This window comes from Cerasicoccus sp. TK19100, from assembly GCF_027257155.1.
GTDB lineage: Bacteria > Verrucomicrobiota > Verrucomicrobiia > Opitutales > Cerasicoccaceae > Cerasicoccus > Cerasicoccus fimbriatus.
On record NZ_JAPWDU010000005.1, the window covers coordinates 397366 to 420109 of the forward strand.

At 56.7% G+C, this 22744-nt stretch carries 20 protein-coding genes; 13 read left to right on the forward strand and 7 right to left on the reverse strand.

Going from position 1 to position 22744, the window contains the following annotated elements:
• Positions 1-22 precede the first annotated feature (22 nt).
• The 3 genes from sucC to O3S85_RS14180 all read right to left on the reverse strand — a co-directional run bounded on the left by sucC (position 23) and on the right by O3S85_RS14180 (position 3254).
• Entirely contained in the window at positions 23-1213 is a 1191-nt protein-coding gene (gene sucC, locus O3S85_RS14170) for an ADP-forming succinate--CoA ligase subunit beta (protein ID WP_269541163.1), read from the reverse strand.
• A 174-nt stretch (positions 1214-1387) separates the two neighbouring features.
• Positions 1388-2119, reverse strand: coding sequence for a ribonuclease PH (gene rph, locus O3S85_RS14175; protein WP_269541164.1), 732 nt, complete (start codon positions 2117-2119; stop codon positions 1388-1390).
• A gap of 100 nt (positions 2120-2219) precedes the next feature.
• Complete coding sequence (locus O3S85_RS14180) at positions 2220-3254, reverse strand: DUF481 domain-containing protein (RefSeq protein WP_269541166.1); 1035 nt, start codon at positions 3252-3254, stop codon at positions 2220-2222.
• A gap of 186 nt (positions 3255-3440) precedes the next feature.
• Here O3S85_RS14180 and lpdA point away from each other — a divergent pair, with 186 nt between their 5' ends.
• The 10 genes from lpdA to O3S85_RS14230 all read left to right on the forward strand — a co-directional run bounded on the left by lpdA (position 3441) and on the right by O3S85_RS14230 (position 15200).
• Positions 3441-4838 (forward strand): dihydrolipoyl dehydrogenase, encoded by a 1398-nt coding sequence (lpdA, locus tag O3S85_RS14185; RefSeq protein ID WP_269541168.1) that lies wholly within the window; start codon positions 3441-3443, stop codon positions 4836-4838.
• A gap of 104 nt (positions 4839-4942) precedes the next feature.
• A complete protein-coding gene (locus O3S85_RS14190; RefSeq protein WP_269541170.1) occupies positions 4943-5572 on the forward strand; it encodes a histidine phosphatase family protein in 630 nt (209 codons plus the stop codon).
• Between the two features lie 59 nt (positions 5573-5631).
• Entirely contained in the window at positions 5632-5868 is a 237-nt protein-coding gene (locus tag O3S85_RS14195; protein ID WP_269541172.1) for a ferredoxin, read from the forward strand.
• 220 nt (positions 5869-6088) lie between these two features.
• Entirely contained in the window at positions 6089-6982 is an 894-nt protein-coding gene (locus tag O3S85_RS14200) for a PEP-CTERM sorting domain-containing protein (RefSeq protein WP_269541173.1), read from the forward strand.
• 262 nt (positions 6983-7244) lie between these two features.
• The gene (locus tag O3S85_RS14205; protein ID WP_269541174.1) at positions 7245-8252 is read left to right on the forward strand and encodes a LacI family DNA-binding transcriptional regulator; all 1008 of its coding nucleotides are present in this window, start codon (positions 7245-7247) and stop codon (positions 8250-8252) included.
• 382 nt (positions 8253-8634) lie between these two features.
• A complete protein-coding gene (locus tag O3S85_RS14210; RefSeq protein WP_269541175.1) occupies positions 8635-10077 on the forward strand; it encodes a cryptochrome/photolyase family protein in 1443 nt (480 codons plus the stop codon).
• Positions 10078-10460: 383 nt separating this feature from the next.
• Positions 10461-11972: an ammonium transporter gene (locus O3S85_RS14215; protein WP_269541176.1), complete on the forward strand. Its 1512-nt coding sequence runs from the start codon at positions 10461-10463 to the stop codon at positions 11970-11972.
• Positions 11973-12034: 62 nt separating this feature from the next.
• Entirely contained in the window at positions 12035-12373 is a 339-nt protein-coding gene (locus O3S85_RS14220; protein ID WP_269541177.1) for a P-II family nitrogen regulator, read from the forward strand.
• 138 nt (positions 12374-12511) lie between these two features.
• The gene (locus O3S85_RS14225) at positions 12512-13651 is read left to right on the forward strand and encodes an MlaE family ABC transporter permease (protein ID WP_269541179.1); all 1140 of its coding nucleotides are present in this window, start codon (positions 12512-12514) and stop codon (positions 13649-13651) included.
• 217 nt (positions 13652-13868) lie between these two features.
• Entirely contained in the window at positions 13869-15200 is a 1332-nt protein-coding gene (locus O3S85_RS14230) for an MFS transporter (protein ID WP_269541180.1), read from the forward strand.
• 10 nt (positions 15201-15210) lie between these two features.
• Here the strand turns inward: O3S85_RS14230 and O3S85_RS14235 are convergent, their stop codons facing one another.
• Both O3S85_RS14235 and O3S85_RS14240 read right to left on the reverse strand, forming a co-directional pair.
• Complete coding sequence (locus O3S85_RS14235; protein ID WP_269541181.1) at positions 15211-16683, reverse strand: AAA family ATPase; 1473 nt, start codon at positions 16681-16683, stop codon at positions 15211-15213.
• Positions 16684-16811: 128 nt separating this feature from the next.
• On the reverse strand, positions 16812-17978 hold the full coding sequence (locus O3S85_RS14240; RefSeq protein ID WP_269541182.1) for a Gfo/Idh/MocA family protein: 1167 nt from the start codon (positions 17976-17978) through the stop codon (positions 16812-16814).
• 228 nt (positions 17979-18206) lie between these two features.
• On the opposite strand from O3S85_RS14240, the gene O3S85_RS14245 reads away from it, so the two are divergent.
• From O3S85_RS14245 to O3S85_RS14255, 3 genes are all read left to right on the forward strand, one after another.
• Positions 18207-19043 (forward strand): DUF4272 domain-containing protein, encoded by an 837-nt coding sequence (locus O3S85_RS14245; protein WP_269541183.1) that lies wholly within the window; start codon positions 18207-18209, stop codon positions 19041-19043.
• Positions 19044-19268: 225 nt separating this feature from the next.
• A complete protein-coding gene (locus tag O3S85_RS14250) occupies positions 19269-19631 on the forward strand; it encodes a hypothetical protein (RefSeq protein ID WP_269541184.1) in 363 nt (120 codons plus the stop codon).
• A 56-nt stretch (positions 19632-19687) separates the two neighbouring features.
• A complete protein-coding gene (locus O3S85_RS14255) occupies positions 19688-20467 on the forward strand; it encodes a hypothetical protein (protein WP_269541185.1) in 780 nt (259 codons plus the stop codon).
• 111 nt (positions 20468-20578) lie between these two features.
• On the opposite strand, the gene gap is transcribed toward O3S85_RS14255, so the two are convergent.
• Positions 20579-21604 carry a type I glyceraldehyde-3-phosphate dehydrogenase gene (gene gap, locus O3S85_RS14260; RefSeq protein WP_269541186.1) on the reverse strand — a complete coding sequence of 342 codons (1026 nt, stop codon included), beginning with the start codon at positions 21602-21604 and terminating at the stop codon, positions 20579-20581.
• A 205-nt stretch (positions 21605-21809) separates the two neighbouring features.
• Positions 21810-22730, reverse strand: coding sequence for a tetratricopeptide repeat protein (locus O3S85_RS14265; protein ID WP_269541187.1), 921 nt, complete (start codon positions 22728-22730; stop codon positions 21810-21812).
• Positions 22731-22744 lie beyond the last annotated feature (14 nt).

The window sequence follows — 22744 nt, forward strand, 5'->3', positions numbered from 1 at the left end:
TTCGTGGTTTTAAATTGGATGTTTACGCGCCTTCGGAGACGAGCTTGACGATTTTTTGAGCTGCGTCGGAGAGCGAGTCGGCAGGAGTCAGGGCCAGGCCACTGTCAGCCAGCGCCTGCTTACCTTCGGCGACGGAGTTACCTTCGAGGCGCACGACGAGCGGCACGGTGATGTCGACGTTCTTAGCGGCTTCGATGATGCCGTCAGCAATGGTCTTGCAGCTCATGATGCCGCCAAAGATGTTGACCAAAATACCCTTCACGTTCGGGTCGCTGAGGATGATCTTAAAGGCCTCGGTGACTTGGTCGGCATTGGCACCACCGCCCACGTCGAGGAAGTTTGCCGGGTTGCCGCCGAAGTGCTTGATGATGTCCATGGTTGCCATGGCCAGACCGGCACCGTTGACGAGGCATGCAATGTTGCCGTCGAGTGCGATGTAGCTAAGACCGGCATCGGAGGCTTTGACTTCCTTGGGGTCTTCTTCGCCGAGGTCGCGCAGGGCGACGATTTCCGGGTGGCGGAACAGGGCATTGCTGTCGAAATTTACCTTGGCGTCGAGGGCCAGGATGTCACCCGCAGGCGTGGTGATGAGCGGGTTAATTTCCACCATCGAGCAGTCCTTGTCCCAGAACATATTGTAAAGGCCGGTCAGGAGCTTATCGAGCTGCTTGAGCTGCTCCTTTTCGGAGAAGCCAAGGCCGAAGGCGATCTGGCGCTTGTGGAAAGGCATGAGGCCGGTCGCGGTGTCGATAATGACGCGGATGATCTTCTCCGGCGTTTCTTCGGCAACGGTTTCGATGTCCACGCCGCCCTCGGTCGATGCGATGATGACGGGCTTGCTCGTGGCGCGGTCCAGCAGGATGGCCAGATAATATTCCTTTTGGATGTCGCTGGCTTCGGTGAAATAGACGGTCTTAACGACGCGGCCTTCCGGGCCGGTTTGGTGGGTGACCAGCGTGTTGCCGAGCATCTTACCCGCAACCTCGGCTGCTTCGGAGCGGGGCAGGACCTTGACGCCTCCCTTGAAGCCGTCGGTAAAGGTTCCTTTGCCGCGACCACCGGCGTGGATTTGGGACTTCACCACAACGGTGTCGCCTTCGATAGCGCTAAGCGCCGCGTCAAATTCGGATGCGTTCTGGGCCGCCTTGCCGGCGGGCACCGCGATGCCGAATTCGGAGAACAATTCCTTGGCTTGGTATTCGTGAATATTCATGGGTTTCAGGAAGTGGGCTGGGTTGGCAGGATGTTTGCCACATCAGGGTTTTGGCAACGCTTAATTTGCTCCGCCCATCTATTATTTTGCCTTTATTGGTCAATGATGCGCGGTTTTTTATGTCGTAATTAACATAAAACGCCGGGGTGGCTAAAAAATGTCCAACGTGATTAATCAAGCTAATGCAGCGGACTGCATATCGCTAATTTCAGCGATGCCTTTCTTGGCCAGGGAGAGTAGCCGGTCGAGCTGCTCCTGGGTAAACGTGGCCTCTTCGCCGGTGCCTTGGACCTCGACGAATTCGCCGGCGCTGGTCATGACGACGTTGAAATCGACGTCGGCGTCGCGGTCTTCCACATAGGGCAGATCGAGAACTTCGAGGTCCTGCCACACGCCTACACTGACGGCGGCGACGGAGTTTTCCATCGGATTCTCGGCGAGGACGCCGTCATTCATCAGGCGCTTAAAGGCCATCTTGGCGGCGACGCAGGCTCCAGTGATCGACGCGGTGCGGGTGCCGCCGTCGGCCTGGAGGACGTCGCAGTCGATCCAGAGCGTCATACCTGGCATTTTCTTGAGGTCGACCACGGCGCGCATGGAGCGGCCGATGAGGCGCTGGATTTCCACGGTGCGCCCGTCGACGCGGCCCTTGGAGGAGTCGCGCGGTTTGCGATCGAGCGTGGAGTAGGGCAGCATCGAGTATTCGGCGGTGATCCAGCCTCCCTCGACGCCCTGGGCGTTCATCCAGCCAGGAACGCGCTTCTCGATCGTGGCGCTACAGATGACGCGTGTATTGCCGAAGCTGACGAGGACAGAGCCGGTGGCGTTTGGCGCAATGCCGGGTTCAAAGGAAATCGGGCGGAGCTGGTCGACTTGGCGACCATCCAGACGGAGGTTTTCGGACATATGCGCAGGAAACAGATTTCAGGAAAAAGATGAAAGCAAAAAGGCGCTCCCGCAATGGGAACGCCTTCTTGGAAATGATTTTGCTATCGTGCGCTGCAGATTAGTAGGGGACGCCGATGCCGACGATGATCTGCTGCTCGCGTTTAACGCCGCCAGTGCCGACGGTGTTGTCATAGGTCAGTTCGTAAGCGATGCTGGCTTCCACCCATTCAGCCAGTTTGCTGATCAGCGCGGCGGTGAAGCCGTACTGGTAGTTTTGGGTGTCGCTCGGCTCGACGCTACCGAATGCGGTTTGCTCGAAGCGGACGATTTCGCTGAAGTGATAAACGAACTCTTCCTTAAGCGTGGCGAGGTTATACCATTTTTGCGAAATGCCTTCGGCGTCCTTGTATTGAAGGGTGTAGGCCGGAATCAGATCGAGGGTCATGTCGTCGGTTTCGATGACGTGGAAACCGAGGCCAAGGTCGAGATCAGCCTGGTGGCGGATGTCTTTGACCTGGTTGCGCAGGTAGCTTGCACTGGCGTTGAAGAACATCCAGTCGTTGATGTCGTAATCGTAGTCGAACTCGGCACCGTATTGGTCCTGGTTCTTGTTAACTCCGCCGTTGGTCTGCGTCTGGCGGCTGTATTGGTAGTAAATGTCGTAGGCGTAGTGGTGGGGTGCCGCGTCCTTCTTACCATTGAGGTCGAAGTTCACGCCGGTGGTTTCGGTGTTGGATTCCAGGTAGCGGAAGCCAAAGGAGAGCTTACCGGACCAGCCTTCAGGGATGATGTTTTCGTGGATCCAATTTTGGGTGTCCTTGATGGACTTGGTGACGGCGTCCACTTCCTCCTGCTTTTGCTTGGAGATCGACTCTTTGTCGGTGGCTTCTTCGGTGACGGCGGCCGCAGTAGTGGCGTTGGCGACCGCGGCAGCTTCGGCCGGGGATGGCGCGGGCGGCGCGGGCATCTCTACCGTGGCGTCACTTTCCGGGATGGTCAGTTGGCCGAGCAGGTCGGATTGAAAGGTAATGACACCGTTTTCCTTACTGGTGAGCGTGCCGGAAATGCGGTCGCCATTCTTCAGGACAAGGGTGTCCGCGCTTACGGATGCGCAAATCAGGAGTGATGCAAAAAGAGTCGTCAGTCGGAGCATACGCGAAACAACCTGAGGGACCGTCCTGACATTTCAAGGACTTTTTGCCGCGTTTTCAAAATGTTGGGTTATTTTCAGTTAAAGTAACGATTCTTTCCGATCCTTGCGTCGTAGGGTTGACGAAGGGCGACACAGGGGCATTAATGCTGCCTTTTCGACTGATCCCTTTATTGGAGAACACCAGCTATGGCAGATACAAGCAGCTATGATTTAGTAGTAATTGGCGGCGGCCCGGCCGGCTATGCCGGCGCGATTCGCGCCGGACAGCTCGGCAAGAAAGTTGCCTGCGTAGAAATGGAACGCGCCGGTGGCACGTGCCTTAACTGGGGCTGCATTCCGTCGAAGGCATTGCTCAAGAGCGCCGAGCTCTACCAGAAAATGCTGCACGCCGACGTATTTGGTTTCACGGTGGGTAAGATCGATGTGGACTTCCCCAAGGTGGTTGAGCGCTCCCGTGGCGTGGCCGACCAGATGGCCAAGGGCATCGAGTTCCTCTTTAAAAAGAACAAGGTCGACTACATCGTTGGCCAGGCGCAGATCAACGTGCCCGGTATGGTCGAGCTGATCTCCGGCGACCGCAAGGGTGAGTTCCTCTCGGCGAAAAACATCCTCATTGCCACTGGTTGCCGCGCACGCATGCTCCCGGGCCTGAAGAAGGACGGCAAGCAGGTGATGACCGCCCGCGAAATCCTGGACCGCCGCGATCTTCCAAAGAGCTGCGTGGTGCTCGGTGCTGGCGCAATCGGCATGGAGTTCGCCTACTTCCTCAATGCATTCGGCTGCGAAGTGACCGTGGTCGAAATGATGGACCGCGTGCTGCCCGTCGAAGACGACGACGTCTCGAAGTTCGTCGAGAAGCAATTTGTAAAGCAGGGCCTCAAGGTCCTCACCGGCACCAAGGCCGAGAATATCGAAGTCGCCGACGGCAAGGTCACACTCGACGCCGTCAAGGGGGACAAGACTGAGAAGCTCGAAGCCGAATCGCTGCTCGTCGCTATCGGCGTGCAGGCAAATATGGACAGCCTGCTCTCGAACCGCGTGAAGCTGGAAATGTTCAAGAATTACATCAAGGTCGACGAGCACTATAAGACCAACGTCGAGGGCATCTACGCCGCCGGCGATATCATCGGGCCGCCTTGGCTGGCGCACGTGGCTACCTACGAGGCCGTGCAAGCAGTCAATGGCATGTTCAGCCACGGTGAGCCACGTCCTTACGAGCGCTTCCCCGGGTGCACCTACTGCCAACCTCAGGTGGCGAGCATCGGCCTGACCGAGCGCGACGTGAAGGAGAAGGGTATCAAATACAAGGTGGGCAAGTTCCCGTTCACAGCTTCCGGCAAGGCAGTTGCCGCCAAGGAATCGGACGGCTTCGTCAAGCTGATCGTCTCCGAGCCGGAAGGCGAAATTTTGGGCGCGCACATCACCGGTGCCGAGGCCACCGAGCTCATCGCGGAATATGCCTTGGGCATGGAGCTGGAAGCGACCTGGGAAGAAATCCACGGCACCATCCACGCGCACCCGACCTTGTCTGAAGCGCTGATGGAAGCCGCCGCCGCGACCCACAACGAGGCGATTCATATTTAGGGAGTGAACATATTAAAGTGAGCAAATTAAAGTTGTTGGGGCTCAGGAGTTGATGCCGTTATCCACTTTAATTTTTAATTTGTTCACTTTAATCTTCAAGAGCTATGCGACTTATCGTCATCCGCCACGGCGAGACTGAATGGAATGTTCAGCATCGCTACCAGGGGCAGCTGGACTCGCCGTTGACTGCGAAAGGTCGTCAGCAGGCCGAGGCCATTGGCGAACGGTTGAAGAGCTATCAGTTCGACCGGATTATATCCAGTGATTTGGGCCGCGCGGTGGATACCTGCCGCGCGATTGCCCAACACCACGAATCGACGCCTTGGGATCAAGATAGCGGTCTGCGTGAGCGAAATTTCGGTGCGCTGGCTGGCTACACCCGGGCAGAGGCCGCTGAGAAGTTTCCCAACGAAGAGGAGGGGTACCTCCACGGCGGCGCGGATTACATTATACCAGGCGGCGAGAGCCTAAGAGATGTCTTTCACCGCGCGGGCAATACCTTTGACGCCATTGCCGAGCGCTACCAGGGGCAGACACTCTGCATCGTCACGCATGGTGGCATTTTGGGGATGTTTCTCCGGCACGCCATCGGGATTCCGGTGGAGCAGGCGCGGGCGTATAAGTTCATCAATGCGGCCTACAACGAGTTCTCCTTCGAGGACGGTCGCTGGCTGTTGCACACTTGGGGCGATGCTTCGCACCTCGGTGGCATTGGCGCAATTGATGATTTGTAGGCCGTCAATGCAACAACCCGCTTGACAGAAGGCGGGCCTCGCGCACATTTTTCTCGTTTATGGCTGATATCAATGACAAGTGGCCGGAGAATGTTGCCGGTAAATTTTATGTGGATGAACAGTGCATCGATTGCGATCTCTGCCGCGAGACCGCGCCTGACTATTTTGCGCGCAGCGATGACGGCGGATACTCCTACGTGATCAAGCAGCCTGAGTCTCAGGACGACATCGACTTGTGCATGGAGGCCCTCGAAGGTTGCCCGGTCGAGGCGATTGGCGACGACGGCGACGAGTAATCGTTCGCTAACACTAATTTTTTAAGCCAAGGATGCGATAAACGCTCCTTGGCTTTTTTTTGTCTGCTCTCAGAAGTTTTTTTTAACTTACACGAGTAATCAAATCTAGTGGATCGGGAAACCCATTGACAGAAATAACGTGTTCGGTTAATCAAACGTATACATTTAACGCTATCTCAGCGTTTTCAACGTTTCGCCCCACACTCAACAGACTACTCATATGCAAATACCTACCCTTCGATCCCTGCGCTTTGTCCCGCTAACCGTCGCTGGTCTAGCGCTTAGTACGAGCGCGGCCTTTGGCGTTGCTTTTACCACCTTCATCGGCCCGGATGGGGGTAATTGGAATGACCCGGCTAACTGGGATAACGGTGTGCCGGATGCTAACGACGAGATATCGCTCGGTGGTTTTCAAGTCGTGGTCACCGACACACAGGCTTACAAGGATTTTGATACGGGAGCGCCTGATACCGGCGGCAGCATTGTGATCAACAGCGGTGGCAGCCTGACCAATGACGGCGGCCACCACGCCGCCTGGGGGTTGAGTAGCATCACGATCAACAGCGGTGGTGCGTTCATTAACGATCCGGCAACAGAGGGCGGTGTTGCCCGACTACGTGTGCCCACGACAGTGGCGGCCGGCGGTACGCTCGTTGGCTTTCAGCAGTTGCAATCGACCATCAACGTGAGCGGCCTTTACCAGCCTTATAATTCCGCATCGGCGAATGTCATTGCCGTCACCAGTACCTTCAACCTGCTCAGCGGCGGTGAACTGCAATTTGATGTTTTCGGCAACAACGACAGCGAGAGCTTTTCGGTTGCCAGTGCCACCACTGACCTGTCGATCATTGGATCGACGATTCGCCTCGTTGGCCAGGGTGGTTACACCCCCGGCGTGAATGACACCTTCAACCTCTTTGATGAGGTTGGGGGCACGGTGAACGTCATTAGTGACGCAAGCAATGTCATCATGGATGGCGTCATTGCCTGGGACACCACCCTGTGGGAATCCGACGGTATCCTGACCGTGGCCGCAGTTCCGGAGCCCACGACTTACGCGATGTTTGCCGCAATGGGTGCCCTGGGCGTCGCGCTACTGCGCCGCCGCAAGTAAGGCAGTCTTTGGGACATCTTGCTGAGGTCTAGTAAGTAGAATATTCGATCAAGCGCCGGGGGAAACTCCGGCGTTTTCATTTAGATCGGTCTGTCCGCTAGCACTATCGGGATTCGTTTCGATAGCGAACTCAGCTTCGTTCGGCGAGTGGTTGCCGCCGCGGGGCGGTAGGGCAATAGCGCTGGGCAAGGTATTGTTGGCCGATGGTTAAACGCTTGCCTATGCTTGCCGCTTTGCCAGAAAATGCGCAGCATTACCCGTAATGCCCCGTAGAAACCCGACTCTCCAAACCATTGCCGATATTGCAGGGGTCTCCCGTAACACCGTCTCCTGCGCACTGCGCGCCGATCCGCGCATTTCGAAGAAAACGCAGGAGAAAATCCGTCGTATTGCCGAGGAGATTGGCTATCGGCCCAACCCGATGGTATCGGCACTTATGCAAAGCCTGCGCCAATCGCATGGCTCCGCAAAGTCCGCGAACTTGGGCTTCGTTCACAGCTTTGAGGACCCCGATATCTGGCGTTGCCATTTGTATTATCGCAAGCTGTTTGAGGGTGCCGAGCAACGGGCCAACGAGATGGGCTACAACCTGACGCCGGTTTGGGGCGCGGAGCCGGGGCTAAGTGTGGACCGCATGACACACATTCTCCGCAGCCGCAGCGTGCTGGGGCTGATCATCGGGCCAATCGGGTTTCGGGGGCAGTTGCCGATTGACTGGAGCCGGTATCCAATGGCGGCCATGGGTGCTTCGTTGCGCGAGCCGCAGCTACACCGCGCGGCGACTTATTTTACGCACACCATTCCCCGGGCATGGCAGGAGTTGAAGGCGCTGGGCTATCAGCGGGTCGGCGTGATTTACTCAGAGTATACCAATGCGCGCGTGGACTTTGCTTTTGACGCCGGTTGCGCGATCCTGAACCAGAACGAAGCGGCGATCCCGGTTTTGCGGACGGAACTGATTACGCCGGACGAGCTAAACCGCTGGCTGGACGAGCATCAGCTCGACGCGCTGATCACCGCTTTTGGCAATCAGGTGCTCAGCTTGTTGCAGCACTGCGGACGCCGGGTGCCGGAAGACATTGGTTTGGTCACGCTGATGGCGGATAAGCCGCCGGGTGCATACATTGAGCGGGACTGGGGTGCGATTGGCGCGGCAACGGTGGACCTCGTGGTCGGCCAGCTCTTGCGCAACGAGCGGGGTATCCCAGCCAAGCCTAAGACCGTGCTCATCGAGGGAGAGTGGTTCCCGGGTGATTTAATCGAGCGTTAGGTCGGTGGAGATATTGCAGGTAAGGGTACGCGTTGATCTGCTCTGGTGTTTCGTCTGGTGCCGGGGCTGCTGGCTGTGCTATGATAGGGGCGAAAGTTGTGCAGTGCAGCTACTTATAATATCAGCCTCTCATTTTTGGGAGGCTTTTTTATTTGCTCGGGGTAACCAATTTCATAGCTTAACCTTAGTGAGAAGCGCAAAGTATGAGCGGACCAATGTCCGGCGTGTTCGTAAGGAACGAAAAAGCAAAATACCGCTGGTATTGACCATCGGAGGGATTGCCTTGGGGCTGGTTGCTGCCTGGGCAATTTGGATTGGTAAAATCCTTTGAGTTTTTAGCCCGTCCATTTGCGCTCTGCGGGGGAGTCACCCATACTAAGCCGTGTCCGCTAACCAAGCTCCAAGTATCATCTGGTTTCGCCAGGATCTACGCATTCACGATAACCCCGCCTTACAAACTGCTATCGAGCGTGGTGGCCCCGTCGTGCCGGTCTTCATTTACGACGAAAAAGGGGAGGGCAAGTGGGGCTTCGGCGGCGCGAGCAAGTGGTGGCTACACCATGCGCTCAACGATCTATCCAGCCAACTGGACGACTATGGCCTGCGTCTGATCATCCGCCGGGGCAAGTCCGGTGAAGAGCTGAAGCGCTTGCTCAAGGACTCTGGCGCAGAGGCGGTTTTCTGGAACCGCCGTTACGAGCCGGACGTGATCAAGCGGGACAAGCTGATCAAGGAAAGCCTTACCAGCGAGGGCTTTGAGGCTAAGAGTTTTAATGCGTCCCTAGTCTTTGAGCCGTGGGAAATCAAAAACAAATCCGGCAAGCCATTTCAGGTCTTTACGCCGTATTGGAAGCACTGCATGCAGCAGAAAATCGCCCCGCCGGTTAGTGTGGACCACCAACAGGCCAAGGCACCCAAACAATGGCCCGATTCGCTGGCTGTGGAAGAGTTGGCGCTCTTGCCGGACATTGGCTGGGATACCGGCTTCTACGATGCCTGGACCCCCACGACCGCCGCCGCGCGCCAGCGGCTGGGCAAGCTGGCCGCCAGCAACGCCTCTGGCTACACTAAGAACCGTGATCGTCCGGATATGGACGGCACCTCGCGCCTGTCGCCGTACCTGCACTTTGGCCAGATCGGCCCGCGCGAGGTCTTTGCTGCCTTCGACAAGCACGACTCCGACGGGACCAAGGGCGCGCGTAAATTTTTGTCCGAGATCGGCTGGCGCGAGTTCTCGCACCACCTGCTGTTTCACTTTCCGCACACGCCCACGGAGCCGCTGCGTGAGGAGTTTAACCACTTCCCGTGGGAGATGGATGAGGCCTATCTCCAGGCTTGGCAAAAGGGCGAAACCGGTTACCCGATCGTTGATGCCGGCATGCGTCAGCTTTGGGCGACCGGCTGGATGCACAATCGCGTGCGCATGATCGTGGCATCGTTGCTGGTCAAGCACTTGCAAATCCCGTGGCAGGAGGGTGCCCGTTGGTTCTGGGATACGCTGGTCGACGCAGATTTGGCCAACAATACCCAGGGCTGGCAGTGGAGCGCGGGCTGTGGGGCGGACGCCGCCCCGTATTTTCGCGTGTTTAACCCTATCCTGCAGGGCGAGAAATTTGACCCCAACGGCGACTATGTCCGCGAATGGGTTCCCGAGCTGCGGCCACTGGACACCAAGGTGATTCATCAGCCTTGGGAGGCTGACCTGGATCAGCTAGGCGGAGTGGTCATCGGTCGTGACTATCCGGCACCGATCATCGACCATAAGCAGGGGCGCAACCGAGCCTTGCAATCCTACGAGAAGCTTAAGGCGCTGCGCAGCAAGTAAATGGGCCAGAATATGTCTGGGTAAGTGCTTTTGCCCCACGTATCTGGTTAAAATTATGCAGCATTTTGCGTAATATAGACACAGAAGCGGGGCAAATTCAGCCAGTTCGTGCTGTATGCACATGCTCAGTTTGCTTGCTGGTTGCGCAAAAGAAACACGGTTACCGATCAAATTTGTCCACGAGTTCCGGTTTTGGATGAATGGATTTCATGAATTCTAGTTGGTTCCGTTCATAGGGTTTATGCGTGAACCGAGATCATGGCAGATAGTTTGAGAAGTCAAAATTGGGAAATTGGCACGATGGGTGCTTTTAAGGCGCCTCTCAGTAAAACTCCGGTTATCCAACGGAAAAATTCTCAATCCAACAAACTATATCTATGATCATGAAACTCAGACTCCTGAAATTCTTGATGCTTATGTTCGGACTCGCGATAGGTAGCGCGTCTTGGACTTTTGCTCAGGATGTTGACCCAACGTCGGAAGACCTCCAGGTTACGGCTGTAGAGCTGGACACCGAGGGTGAGGACTACGATGAGTTAGCATTAGACGCGAAAGCGGTGCTGCTCTATGAATTCACGCAAACCGGTGGGCAGATGAGTGATCTGACGCCTGAGCAGCAAGCAGCGGTGAAAGGATATTTCCAACGCTACGAAGTTGCGCCGTTTTTCACAATAAGTAACCTCTGGATTCTTATTGCAGCAGCTTTGGTGTTCTTGATGCACCTCGGTTTCGCAACGCTTGAGTCCGGTCTTTCGCAAAGTAAGAATACGGTCAACGTTCTATTTAAGAATGTCTTTATCATCTGCATGGGATTGATCTCCTACCTTTTGGTTGGATTCAACTCAATGTATCCTGTGGATGCTTGGATTATAAAAGGTGTTTACGCGCTTAACGGTGCAGTTACCATGGCTGACTATGGTGGCACGTTCATTGAATACGGCGGCACAGGTCTCTGCATGACTGGTTGGACGGACTTTATCTTCCAAGCGATGTTCGCAGCGACTGCGGCTACGATTGTGTCCGGTGCTGTTGCTGAACGTGTGAAGCTTCCCAGCTTCATGATTTTCGCCACGCTTTTGGTATCTTTTGCCTATCCTGTAACTGGCTCCTGGAAATGGGGCGGTGGCTGGCTCGACGGCATGGGCTTCTATGACTTCGCAGGTTCTTCACTTGTGCATGCCTTCGGTGGTTTCGCTGCCCTGGCCTGTGTGATCTTGCTTGGCGCTCGTAAGGGCAAGTATCTCGAGAACGGCAAGATCAAGCCGATCCTCGGTCACTCGATGCCGCTCGCCACGATTGGCGTCTTCCTTCTGTTCCTCGGTTGGTTCGGATTTAACGGTGGTTCGGTTCTTTCCGCTGACGCGGAACTGGTTTCTTTCGTCTTCGTGACGACAGCAATGGCCGCTGCCGCTGGTGGTCTGGCTGCCATCGCAGTATCCTGGGCGCTTCTCAAGAAGCCTGACCTCTCCATGGCCCTTAACGGTATCCTGGCCGGTCTGGTTGGTATCACCGCTGGCGCTGACTCCGTCACGCTCCTTGGCTCGGTCCTCATCGGCCTGATCGCTGGTGCTCTGGTAGTTGTTTCCATCCTATTCTTCGACAAGATCAAGATCGACGACCCGGTCGGCGCGGTTTCCGTGCATGGTATTTGTGGTGTTTGGGGCACGCTCGCTGTAGCTATCTTCCAGCAGGAAGGTGCCGGCTTCAGCTTCATGACTCAGCTCATCGGAACGCTCTCGATTTCCGCATTCGCCTTCATCTTCTCCATTATCTTCTTCGGCATCCTGAAGGTTACCATCGGTATCCGCGTCAGCGAAGAAGAGGAAGCAGAAGGCCTCGACATCGGCGAACACGGGCAGGAAGCTTACCCGCAGTTTGCTCCTGACACCAAGTAATGGTTTGAGTCTCTTCTTGATTCATTGCCTGAAACAGAATAATCAATCTATACGAATTAGTTATGAAACTCGTAAAAGCCATTATTAAGCCCTTCAAACTCGAAGAAGTGAAGGAAGCTCTCTCGGAGATCGGCATCGAAGGTATGACCGTAACTGAGGTAAAGGGTTTTGGTCGCCAAAAAGGCCACACCGAAATCTATCGCGGCAGCGAATACACCGTGGACTTCCTCCCGAAGGTCATGGTCGACATCGCCGTGCCTTCCGACATCGCAGAAAAGACGGTTGAAACCATCGCCAAGGCCGCCAAAACCGGCAAAATTGGTGACGGCAAGATCTTCGTCATTCCGATCGAAGAGTCCGTCCGCATCCGCACTGACGAAAAGGGCGAAGGCTCCCTCTAAGGGCCGCCTTGCACGAACATCAGTTTTCGAACCCCGCTGGTTTGCGCCAGCGGGGTTTTTTGTGCCCGCTTCAAATTGTTGGGCGAAGCACAAAAGTGATTGGCAAATGCCGAGTTAGCAACAAGATCGCTCCTTAACATGGCGCAGACTCAGGCTACAGCGGAACTGGATGTCCAGCGGGCGGGCGACTCACTGGTGTTGGAACTGGCGGGCGAGTGGAAGTTTGGTGCCGCGATTCCGGATTTTTCTCAAGTGGAGTCGCAGTTCGGCGAAGGCAAGCCGCCGTCGAAGCTCGCCTTTGAGTCCAGCAAGGTCACCGGTTGGGATACCGCGCTGATGACCTTTCTGCAAAAAGTCGGCGACTTGGCCAAGCTGACCAAGACCGACATGGATCTATCCGGCTTGCCTAACGGAGCCGAGGGCCTCCTCAAGCTAGCGACCGCAGTGCCGAAAAAAGAGGGCACCGGCCGCGACCAGAAGCACGAAGGTTTTTTCACTAAGGTCGGTAACGCCACCATTGCTTTCGGCAAAGAGCTCAGCGAGACTATCGAATTTATTGGCGAGTGCACGTTGTCGCTGTTGCGGTTTTTCAAGGGCAAGGCGCGCTTCCGCTGGACGGATCTTTGGGTCATTGTGCAGCAGACCGGCGCTGAAGCGCTACCCATCGTATTGCTCATTAACTTTTTGGTCGGCGTGATTTTGGCCTTCGTCGGCGCGGTGCAGCTCCAGAAATTTGGTGCGGATATCTACGTAGCCGATCTGGTGGGCCTGGCGATGGTGCGCGAAATGGGTGCCATCATGACGGGGATTATCATGTGTGGCCGCACGGGGGCTGCCTTTGCCGCCTCGCTCGGCAGCATGAAGGTGTCCGAGGAAATTGACGCGCTCAAAACACTCGGCCTCTCGCCAATGGATTTTCTGGTTCTGCCGCGGATGCTCGCCCTGTGTATCATGATGCCGATGCTGGTGCTGTTTGCGGATTTCATTGGCATACTGGGCGGTATGATAATCGGCACCTCGATGCTGGATGTCACCGTTTCGCAGTTTGTTAATCGCACCATCGGTGCCATCGATCTGGCCAATTTCTCAACCGGCATCATCAAAGCGATTGTGATTGGCTTCATCGTGGCAGGTTCCGGTTGTATGCGGGGCATGCAGTGTGGCAGCAGCTCCGCTGCGGTCGGCCAGGCAACGACGTCCGCCGTGGTGACCGGTATCACGCTGATCATTGTGGCCGACGCGGTCTTTGCGGTGCTGTTTAACATCCTCGGGCTGTAGTTTTTATTACTGGGGTATTGCTGTAGAGCTCGCGCTTGCGCGATGCAGCACCCTGATGGCGGAGAGGCAATGACGGCATCGCGCAATAAGCACGAGCCCTGCAGCCGTGAGAGGCTCATGTCGAACTCATTGTGGTAATGGCTCTGAATCAGGAGAAAACATTGCCGGTGGCGCGGTTCGTGCTGGCGTAAGTAGCTGATTGGATTAGGCTTATTTCATGGGTGCTATTGCTGAAACGGACTCGCACGTAGAAGGCCCCGGGGGATTTCGGGCGTGGATGATTTGGGGCGTGGCCTCGTTGTTCTATCTCTACGAGTTTTTTGTTCGCGTGGCCCCCTCGGTGATGGAGCCGGAGCTGCAGGCCTCGTTCGGCCTGACCGCGGGCGCGCTGGGCGGGGTGCTCGGCATTTACTTTTATATTTACGCGCCGATGCAGCTTTTTGTGGGGCCGGCGTTGGACCGCTTTAGCGCGAAAACGATCCTCGTTCCGGCTTGTTTTCTGTGCGCCGTTGGCTGCATTTTCGTCATGTCCGGTCATCAAAGTTACACCTTGGGACTGGCGCGACTTTGCCAGGGCTTTGGCTCGTCGTTTGCCTTTGTCGGGACCATGTATTTGGCGACACAGTGGTTCCCCCGGCGTCGGCTTGCGCTGCTCTCCGGCCTCACCACTTCGCTGGGTATGCTCGGTGCCATCGTGGGCAACGCCGGCATTGCGGCGGCGGTGTCCGATTTCGGTTGGCGTATTACGATGAAGGACGCCGGTTACTTCGGCTTATTCGTCATGGTGCTGATTCTGTTTATCATTCCGCACCGCCCTCCGCACAAGCAGACCAAGGCACCCGAAAAACTCAGCAAAATGCTGCTCGGCTTGAAGAAGGTTTTGCTTAATCCGCAGACCTGGCTCGCTGGCGTGGTGACCTCCACGCTGTATCTGCCGCTATCGGTGATCGGTGCCTTATGGGGTGTGCAATATATTATGGCGCTAACCGGAGAAACGAAGGTCGAGGCCTCGGGCGCGGTGTCGATGCTTTACGTGGGCTGGCTGGTTGGAAGTCCTTTCGCAGGCTGGTTGTCTGAGCACATCGGGCACCGGCGTTTGTTGCTGGCGGCCTCATCGTTGCTGACCGTTGGCGGCACCTCACTGCTGCTGCTCTTTAAGTCGATGGATTTGTGGGGCGTTTATGTGCTGATGCTCCTGATCGGCCTGGTGTCGAGCCCGCAGGTGATCGGTTTTGTGGCGGCCGTGGAGCACAACGAGCGCAAGTTTAGCGGCACCTCGATCGCCGTTACTAACATGATGGTCATGCTGCTTGGTGGTCTTGGCATGGCGCTTTTTGGCGGGCTGCTGGATTGGTCGGCGGGCTCCGAAGCACTCGGCGATGACGGCCATTATTCAATCAATGCCTATCGCCGCGCGATGGCGATGCTGCCAGTGTGCGCCGCGATTGGTGGGCTGGCCGCCTGGCTGCTCCAGGAAAGCATCGATCAGGAGGCGCACCAAAAAGCGAAAGAAGAAGCTGCCCAAAAGAAGGCGGAGGCCGCAGGGTAGTTACAGAAAATTACCGCCGCGGTCCGCGGCGATTTACGTGGCTGGAGTCCTCATCGGATTCGCCACTTTGCGGAGCGGGTGTCGCATTACTTTGCGGTGCAGAGTCGATCGTGGCCGACATCGGTAGCGGGAAACGCCACTGGCCTTGAGCCTGCTCGGGGTTAACAACGGCACTGGGCTCGCGGACGCCGGTGATCGTGCCCGGTGGCATCTTGTCGGCGTTGGGCGTGATGGCTTCGCCGGGGCCGGGCTGTGTGTCGGCGGTGGATGGCTCATCCACGGCGGCGAGCGCCATGGCGGAAAGGGATTCGTTGACGGGAGGTGTCGCGTTGGTGACCGGCGTCACCGTGGTGATGCTGGCACGCGGAAGATTGTTCGGTTTGGGGGCGGGTTCCGGCGCGGGGGGGAGGCTGTAGTCGAATTCTTTGTCCGACTGGCGGCTGAGCAATTCCTGCTTGCCGCGAATCGCGCTGATCTCGGTCAACGCCTCGGCGAGCTGCTCGCGGAGATCGGCGTTGCTTCGGGCGAGGTCGGCATTGTCTTTGGCCAGCGACTCCTGCCGCACGGTCATTTGGGCAACGGTGGCGGCGGAGAACTGCCGCGCATCGGTGTTCTGCTCGTGGCGTTCGCGGAGGGCGGCATTGGCTTCGGCCATGGCCTGGTAGGCCTCGCCGGAGCGCAGTTGCTCGTTTTCGCGCGCGAGCTGTTCCTGCTGGGCCTTCATTTCGGCAATGATCGCATCGTGCCGGTTCAGCTCGCGGATCTGCGCATCGATCAGCTGTTGCAGCTCGGCAGCTTGCGCCTGCTTGGCCTGCAGCATCGTGTCGAGCTCAAGGATTTGTTTTTCAAGTTGTTGATAATCTTCCTCGGGCGTCACATCGGAATCGAGGTTGGCGAACATGGTGATCTCGCCGGTAGCCTTGGCGGTTTCGCCGGTTTCGGGATTGATGAAAGTGAGCTCGAACGTGGCTTCTTGGTAGGTAGGCGCAGTGTAGAAGTGTATGGCTTCTTCAATCATTTCGCCGTCATCATCTTTCATGAAGATGACTAGATACTGAATCGTGTAGCCGCTGCTTAGAGGCGTCGCAGATTCAAACGCACAAACTATACTGATTACATCATCTTCCTCTTTGGCTTCGCCTAAAACGACTTGGACTGCGCCCTTATCGGTAGTCGCCTGATAGGAGATCACATAATTTCTATCTAAGGTAAATTCAGCATTAGTGACAAGTGAGACATCAGGGACTATTTTACCTCTAACAACAGCGGGTCTCTCATCTGTATGTGAAATTGTTGTCATCGTCCCCGACAACACGCGTGGCGGGCCGATGTCATCGCGCAGCACTGGGTCGACGTAGTCCACGTCGCCCTCGAAGACGAACTCAGGCGTGGCGTCGATGTTTTGCGGCTCAGCGGCAGCTTCCTGCGCTAGGGCATAGAGCGGGATCAGAATGCATAATGAGATGATGGCGGCGAGGCGCATGGCGATGATTTAGGGTAGGGCGCAATCTCTAGACAAGCCGTTGGCGGAGTGGTTTCGCGTAACTTTCGTTTTTGCCAGCGTGGCGTGGCGGCTTGTCTGGAGACTGCGCCCTACCTTTTAAAATCTGGCTACAGCTTCGGGAACTTCGTCCACTTGGCCTTGGCCTTGGAGGACTTGACGCAGGTTTCGATGAAGGCCATGCCGTAAACACCGTCGTCGACGTCGGGGAAGTCGTAACCCTTTTTGCGGGGATACTTGCCCTGGACTTCGTCGCTGATCGCCTCGGCGGCGCTCATGTAAATGTTCGCAAAGGCTTCGAGGAAGGCCTCGGGGTGGCCGGGGGGGATGCGGGCGGCATCCTGGGAGGCCTTGGACAAATAACCCTGGCCGCGCTTAAGCACTTCACGGGGCTTGTCCGGGTATTTAACGATCAGCTCCATCGGGTTTTCCTGATGCCACTCCAGCGAGCCCTTCGTGCCGTAGACGCGAATGTTGAGGTTGTTCTCCTCGCCCGCGGAAATCTGCGAAGCGTAGAGGATGCCCTTGGCGCCGCCTTTGAAGCGGATGAGCATGTTGCCGTCGTCTTCGAGCGGGCGGCCGGGGACGAAGCTCGTGAACTCGGCACAGATCGAGTCAATGTCGAGGCCGGTGATGTAGCGGGCGAGGTTTTCAGCGTGGGTGCCGATGTCGCCCACCGCGCAGCTGGCTCCGGAGCGCTTGGGGTCGGTGCGCCAGGCGGCCTGCTTTTGGTCCTCGGCTTCGAGGGCGGAGAGCAGCCAGTCCTGCGGGTATTCGGCGACGATTTTCATGATGTCGCCGAGCTTGCCTTTTTTCACGAGCTCGCGGGCTTCTTTGACCATCGGGTAGCCGGTGTAATTATGCGTGAGGGCAAAGACTTTGCCGGACTTCTCGACGATCTTTTTAAGCTGCTTGGCTTCCTTGAGATCGAAGGTCATCGGCTTGTCGCAAATCACGTTGAAGCCCGCTTCGAGGAAGCACTTGGCCACGGGAAAATGCATGTAGTTCGGGGTAACGATCGACACGAAGTCGAGGCGCTGGTCCTCGGGCATCGCGGCCTCGGCCTTGGCCATTTCTTCATACGAAGCGTAGGCGCGTTCGGGGGCCACGTAGAGGTCTTCAGCGGACAGACGCGAGCGGCCGGGGTCGCTGGAGAAGCAACCGGCAACGAGTTCCATCTGGCCATCGAGGTTGGCGGCCATGCGGTGCACCGCGCCAATAAAGGCGTTACGGCCACCGCCAATCATTCCATAGCGGAGTTTGCGTTTCAGTTTCATGATAATTTATCGAAGAGCGAAATGCGGATGGCGAATCGCGAAGGGGGAGGGTTTGAATTGCGGATTTCGGATTGCGGAATGCAGAATTGAGTAGATGAAGGTGAAACTTTGCAGCGGGGTTGGGTGTAAGTCAATGCGCTGCTTTGGTTTGGCGGCGTGGAAGTCATCTAGCATTTACAAGGCGGCGGAGAGTCGTTGGGATGCGCGGGAATGACGATGCATCGCATAATGATTTTCTTGGTCGCACTTGGGGTGGCGGTTTGCTTGAGTGCGGATAATGGCCCGACTGGGCCCGTCTATGTGGAGCCGCTTAAGACCGCCTCTCTCGATGAGATGGGCGGTGATCCGACAGTGAAGAACGCGGATCAGCCCGACCCGCAGGGCGAGGCGCTTCGGGCTCGCTCTAAGGAGATATTAGACGCGGCGGGTTTTCGCTTTTCCTCTTCCCTGCCGACGCTGAACCGTCGCGCTGGGGTCCCGGGGAAGTTGCGCCCGGCGAACGAGATTCAGAAGCGCTTGCTCGTCAGTTATGCGGTTTATCTTTACGTAGTATACGACGAAAAAACGGTGTCCAAGGACGACATCGGCGCGCTGCTCTCAGTGTATGATTTGCCTGACGAATTTACCCGTGATGAGGCATTGATCATTACCAAGCCCCGCGAGCAGGCGCGCAAAGAGCATATGGACACCATCGGCTGGAACCTCGAAAATATGGAGGCGCTGGCGTGGATGCTCGGCTACGACGAACAGCCCGCGCTCGACGGCAAAATGATCGGCGGTAAGCGTCGCGACGCGCTGATGGAGTTCATTGGTGAGTCTTGGCAAGGGCCCGAGGCGTTCGCCAAGACTCTATCTCCCCGCAGCGAGGCGGACGTGCTCCAGCTCGAAGACACCTTTTACTGCGCGCACAATGCGGTTCGCTCCGCGCAGTTGGGCCACGCTGAGCAGGTCCCGGAAAAGTTTCACCCGGTGCGCAATGGTGGTGTGATTCACGAAAAACGCGAAGCGTTGACCTGGGCGCTGTCGCCCGGTGTGGAGTGGGACGCGACCGATACGAGCACTTAGACGGCGGCCGTGCAGCGGGTTGATGGGATGTGATATTAACTATGCGTGAAGTGGATTTTACGCATCTTCATGTATGGCGGTTTGGGGCTCATTCTGTGGGGCATCTTTGTGCCACGTGTTGGATGTCGTGGCGGGAGCGCGCCTAGTGCAAAGTCTCGCGCACAATTTTCTGGGTATAGCACTGCACTTGAAGCATTCCACAATGAATACGGTGAGTTCCCGAAAATGTTTCAGAAGACCGGTAGCGTAAATCTAGCCAAGGGGCTGAATGCCGAGCGTTTCGTTATCGTATTGAGTGGCCGAGATACGGATGGCTCACGCAACATCGAGGCCGTTCAGCAGCAAGGGAACCGCAAGTGCATACCGTTCTACTCGTTCGGATCAAGCGAATGGCACACGCCGGAAGGCAGGAGCAAGCCGACGATCACCGATGCCTACGGTAACCCCAATATCGTGGTGGTGGTCGATCTCGATGGCGACGGAAAGATCACCATGCCCGTTGACGCCAAACCGACCGAGGTCATTGGCCGGGTGGGGATTTACACGATCACGGATAACCCCAAAGAGTTTGTGTCGACGCATCGGTGAAGCGAGAGGGATATGGTATGCTTGGTCGGTTAATTAACTCGTTGAAAGGCCTCATCGTGGCTTTCGGCCTACTGGCATCAGGCATAACCGCTGCGTTCGGGCTTAGTCCAGCACCGTATCATTTTCCCGGGGAGGCGGCGTTGGCGGATGTTGTCTTTATTGGAAAAATGGTGAATGCACGCCATATCGAGAACTACACGTTCAGGCAGTATGGGCAGGCGATGAGTCTCAATGACGTGACCTTGATCGATCTGGAAGTTGTCGAATCTTTCACGCCGGGTTTCGAAAGCGAGGTGGTCGAGCTCTTTGGGATCAGCACCTTTGGGCTTGGGCTCGGCTATCGGTCTGACATCCGTTATCACAAAGATTCAGTAGCGCTGTTCATGGCGAAAAAGACGGATGTGGATAATCAATACAGCGTTTCGATCTATGGTTACGCCGATTTGCGCTATCGAACCGAGGAGCTACAGGCTTTGCGCGTATGGAAGGAAGGTGGCTACGAAGGCGATTTGCGGATTATCTACGATCGCATTTGCGCCGAGAAAGAGCGCTTGGAAAAGGAACGCATTGCACGTGAGAAGGCTTGGAACGATGCACAATTGAAAAAATTGGAGCCCATTCTAATGATTGCTGATCGAGCCGAGCGCCGCCGACAGCTGATGGCGCTGATCGAGTCGTCGGGCTTTGAAGGGGTGCGTGAAAAGCAACCCAGCCGGTCCACACTTGAGCCGATGGATTGGCGTGACGAGTTTTGGCGTGTTGTGTTAGGCCACGTCGAGGTCATTGATTTAATCGAGCGCAACAAGCCGACCGATCAGAGCAATTCCGGCCGTTGACCTCTTGCAGCGGACGCCTCGGAGATGCGTCCCTACCTGCCGAGGGGCACAGAAAAACCGCCTCCATTGCTGGAGGCGGTTGAAAATTTACCGTAAGGTTTACGGGTCTGCTTAGAGCAGGCCGGAAACCTTTTGGATGAGCTCGACGCAACGGTTGGAGTAGCCCCATTCGTTGTCGTACCAGCTGACGAGCTTGAAGAAGTCGTCGCTGAGGCCGAGACCGGAGCCGGCGTCGAAGATCGAGCTGAGCTCGCAGTGAATGAAGTCACTGGAGACCACTTCGTCTTCGGTGTAGCCGAGAATGCCCTTGAGGGAGCCTTCGGAGGCAGCCTTCATCTTCTGGCAGATTTCCTCGTAGGAGGTCTTCTTTTCGGTCTTCACGGTCAGGTCCACAACCGAAACGGTCGGGGTCGGAACGCGGAAGGCCATACCAGTGAGCTTGCCCTTAACTTCCGGCAGCACGAGGCCAACAGCCTTAGCAGCACCGGTGGTGGATGGGATGATGTTGATCGCTGCGCTGCGGCCGCCCTTCCAGTCCTTCATGCTTGGGCCGTCCACTGTCTTTTGGGTGGCGGTGTAGCTGTGGACCGTGGTCATGAGGCCTTCAACGATGCCGAACTCGTCGAGGATGACCTTGGTCATCGGAGCGAGGCAGTTGGTGGTGCAGCTTGCGTTGGAAATGATGTTGTCATCCGCGGTCAGGGACTCGCAGTTAACGCCGAGAACGACGGTCTTCACGCCGTCACCCTTGCCGGGAGCGGAGATGATGACCTTCTTAGCGCCGGCGTCGATGTGGCCTTGTGCCTTCTTGTCTTCGACGAAGAGGCCGGTGGACTCGATGACGATGTCTACGCCAAGCTCACCCCAAGGGAGAGCGGCCGGACCTTCGCGCACGGAAAGGCTCTTGATTGTGTGGCCATTGACGACGAGTGTGTCGGCGTCGGGCGCTTCCACCGTGCCGTTGAAGCGGCCCTGAATGGAGTCGTATTTGAGGAGGTAAGCCAAGTTGTCCGCGGGGACGAGGTCGTTGATTGCAACGACTTCAATTTCCGTGCCGAGCAAACCCTTGTCGACAAGAGCGCGGAACACGAGGCGTCCGATACGGCCGAAGCCGTTGATACCTACTTTTACTGCCATGATATCTGGTTTTTGTTGGTTCTGGTTGAAAAAACTCCGTGCAGAGTGGTGTGGAAGGGCGAAAGAAAGCCCGAAACCGACCCTTTGCAAGCGTTATTCGTGACAAAGCTGGCTGCCGCCGCTTTATGCCACGGTTAAAATCGATAATTTCGAAATACTAATGCAAGTCAACTATACTATAAGATAAATTTACCGAAGGCTAGGTTTAGCCGGAAATACTTTTGCGCAGTTCACGGGCGCGTTGATGGCTTGGAGCCAGTTCCAAGGCTTTATTCAAATGAACTCGGGCGGCCTCGGGCATATTCTGGGCAAGGAGCAGCTCAGCCTTCACCACGGATACCTCTGCATACCAAGGCGCGGCCTGGCCACAGCGGATAATAAGTGCCTCGGCCTCAGCGGCCTTGCCTTCCTGGCCGTATTGGCGGGCAATTTCCACGGCGATAACCAGCTCCGGCGCGGGTGTAATTTGTGCGTTAATGCGGTCCTCCCAACTGCGGCCCATCACGGCGATCAGGTTGACGCTCATCAGTGTGATCCACGCGATGACCAGCAGGCTCGTTGCGCGCCAACCGTGGCGGCGAATCATCGCCTGGCGGCCGCGTTGCTTGTCGCGCCAAGAGGGGAGGCCGCGCAGAAGCAGCGCCGCGAGCGTCATTGCCAGTCCGAACCCTGCGACGAACAGTGGGAACGAGCTGAATGGCCGCACCAACGCCGGGTAAATGCCGCTAAAAGGCAGCATCGCCAGCACTGCGATCAGGGGCCCGTAAAAGATCCATGGCTCAACGCGTCGCAGTCGCCAGCCGAAGCGGATGAACAGAACGAGGATCAGACAAAAGAACAGGCCTTCGCGCATCACGGCGTCCGGGGCGATGGTAAAAGTCAGCGGTTCGCGCCCCATGGGCCACAGCCAAAAGCCGAGCTGTTCGAGAATCAGGTGCGGCGCGCTGAGTAGGCGTTGCCCGAAAGACAGCGGCGGCAGCAGGGGCGTCTCCACTGGCGCAGGTGCCTGCCACAGCCAGTAAAAGCTTGCCGAGATCACCCAGATAAAAATGGCCGCTGGTAGCAGCGTCTTGGCGCGGAGTTGGTTCACGCCGCTAGCCAAGCCGCAGGGGTGGGTAGTTGGCAAGACTTAGCGTGGGG

Coding starts and splice junctions, on each gene's coding strand:
- O3S85_RS14180 (WP_269541166.1), bottom strand. CDS start 3,254: ATGCTCCGACTGACGACTCTTTTTGCATCACTCCTGATTTGCGCATCC.
- gap (WP_269541186.1), bottom strand. CDS start 21,604: ATGGCAGTAAAAGTAGGTATCAACGGCTTCGGCCGTATCGGACGCCTC.
- O3S85_RS14200 (WP_269541173.1), top strand. CDS start 6,089: ATGCAAATACCTACCCTTCGATCCCTGCGCTTTGTCCCGCTAACCGTC.
- O3S85_RS14250 (WP_269541184.1), top strand. CDS start 19,269: ATGTTTCAGAAGACCGGTAGCGTAAATCTAGCCAAGGGGCTGAATGCC.
- O3S85_RS14240 (WP_269541182.1), bottom strand. CDS start 17,978: ATGAAACTGAAACGCAAACTCCGCTATGGAATGATTGGCGGTGGCCGT.
- O3S85_RS14235 (WP_269541181.1), bottom strand. CDS start 16,683: ATGCGCCTCGCCGCCATCATCTCATTATGCATTCTGATCCCGCTCTAT.
- O3S85_RS14205 (WP_269541174.1), top strand. CDS start 7,245: ATGCCCCGTAGAAACCCGACTCTCCAAACCATTGCCGATATTGCAGGG.
- O3S85_RS14245 (WP_269541183.1), top strand. CDS start 18,207: ATGATTTTCTTGGTCGCACTTGGGGTGGCGGTTTGCTTGAGTGCGGAT.
- rph (WP_269541164.1), bottom strand. CDS start 2,119: ATGTCCGAAAACCTCCGTCTGGATGGTCGCCAAGTCGACCAGCTCCGC.
- O3S85_RS14230 (WP_269541180.1), top strand. CDS start 13,869: ATGGGTGCTATTGCTGAAACGGACTCGCACGTAGAAGGCCCCGGGGGA.
- lpdA (WP_269541168.1), top strand. CDS start 3,441: ATGGCAGATACAAGCAGCTATGATTTAGTAGTAATTGGCGGCGGCCCG.
- sucC (WP_269541163.1), bottom strand. CDS start 1,213: ATGAATATTCACGAATACCAAGCCAAGGAATTGTTCTCCGAATTCGGC.
- O3S85_RS14190 (WP_269541170.1), top strand. CDS start 4,943: ATGCGACTTATCGTCATCCGCCACGGCGAGACTGAATGGAATGTTCAG.
- O3S85_RS14225 (WP_269541179.1), top strand. CDS start 12,512: ATGGCGCAGACTCAGGCTACAGCGGAACTGGATGTCCAGCGGGCGGGC.
- O3S85_RS14220 (WP_269541177.1), top strand. CDS start 12,035: ATGAAACTCGTAAAAGCCATTATTAAGCCCTTCAAACTCGAAGAAGTG.
- O3S85_RS14215 (WP_269541176.1), top strand. CDS start 10,461: ATGAAACTCAGACTCCTGAAATTCTTGATGCTTATGTTCGGACTCGCG.
- O3S85_RS14195 (WP_269541172.1), top strand. CDS start 5,632: ATGGCTGATATCAATGACAAGTGGCCGGAGAATGTTGCCGGTAAATTT.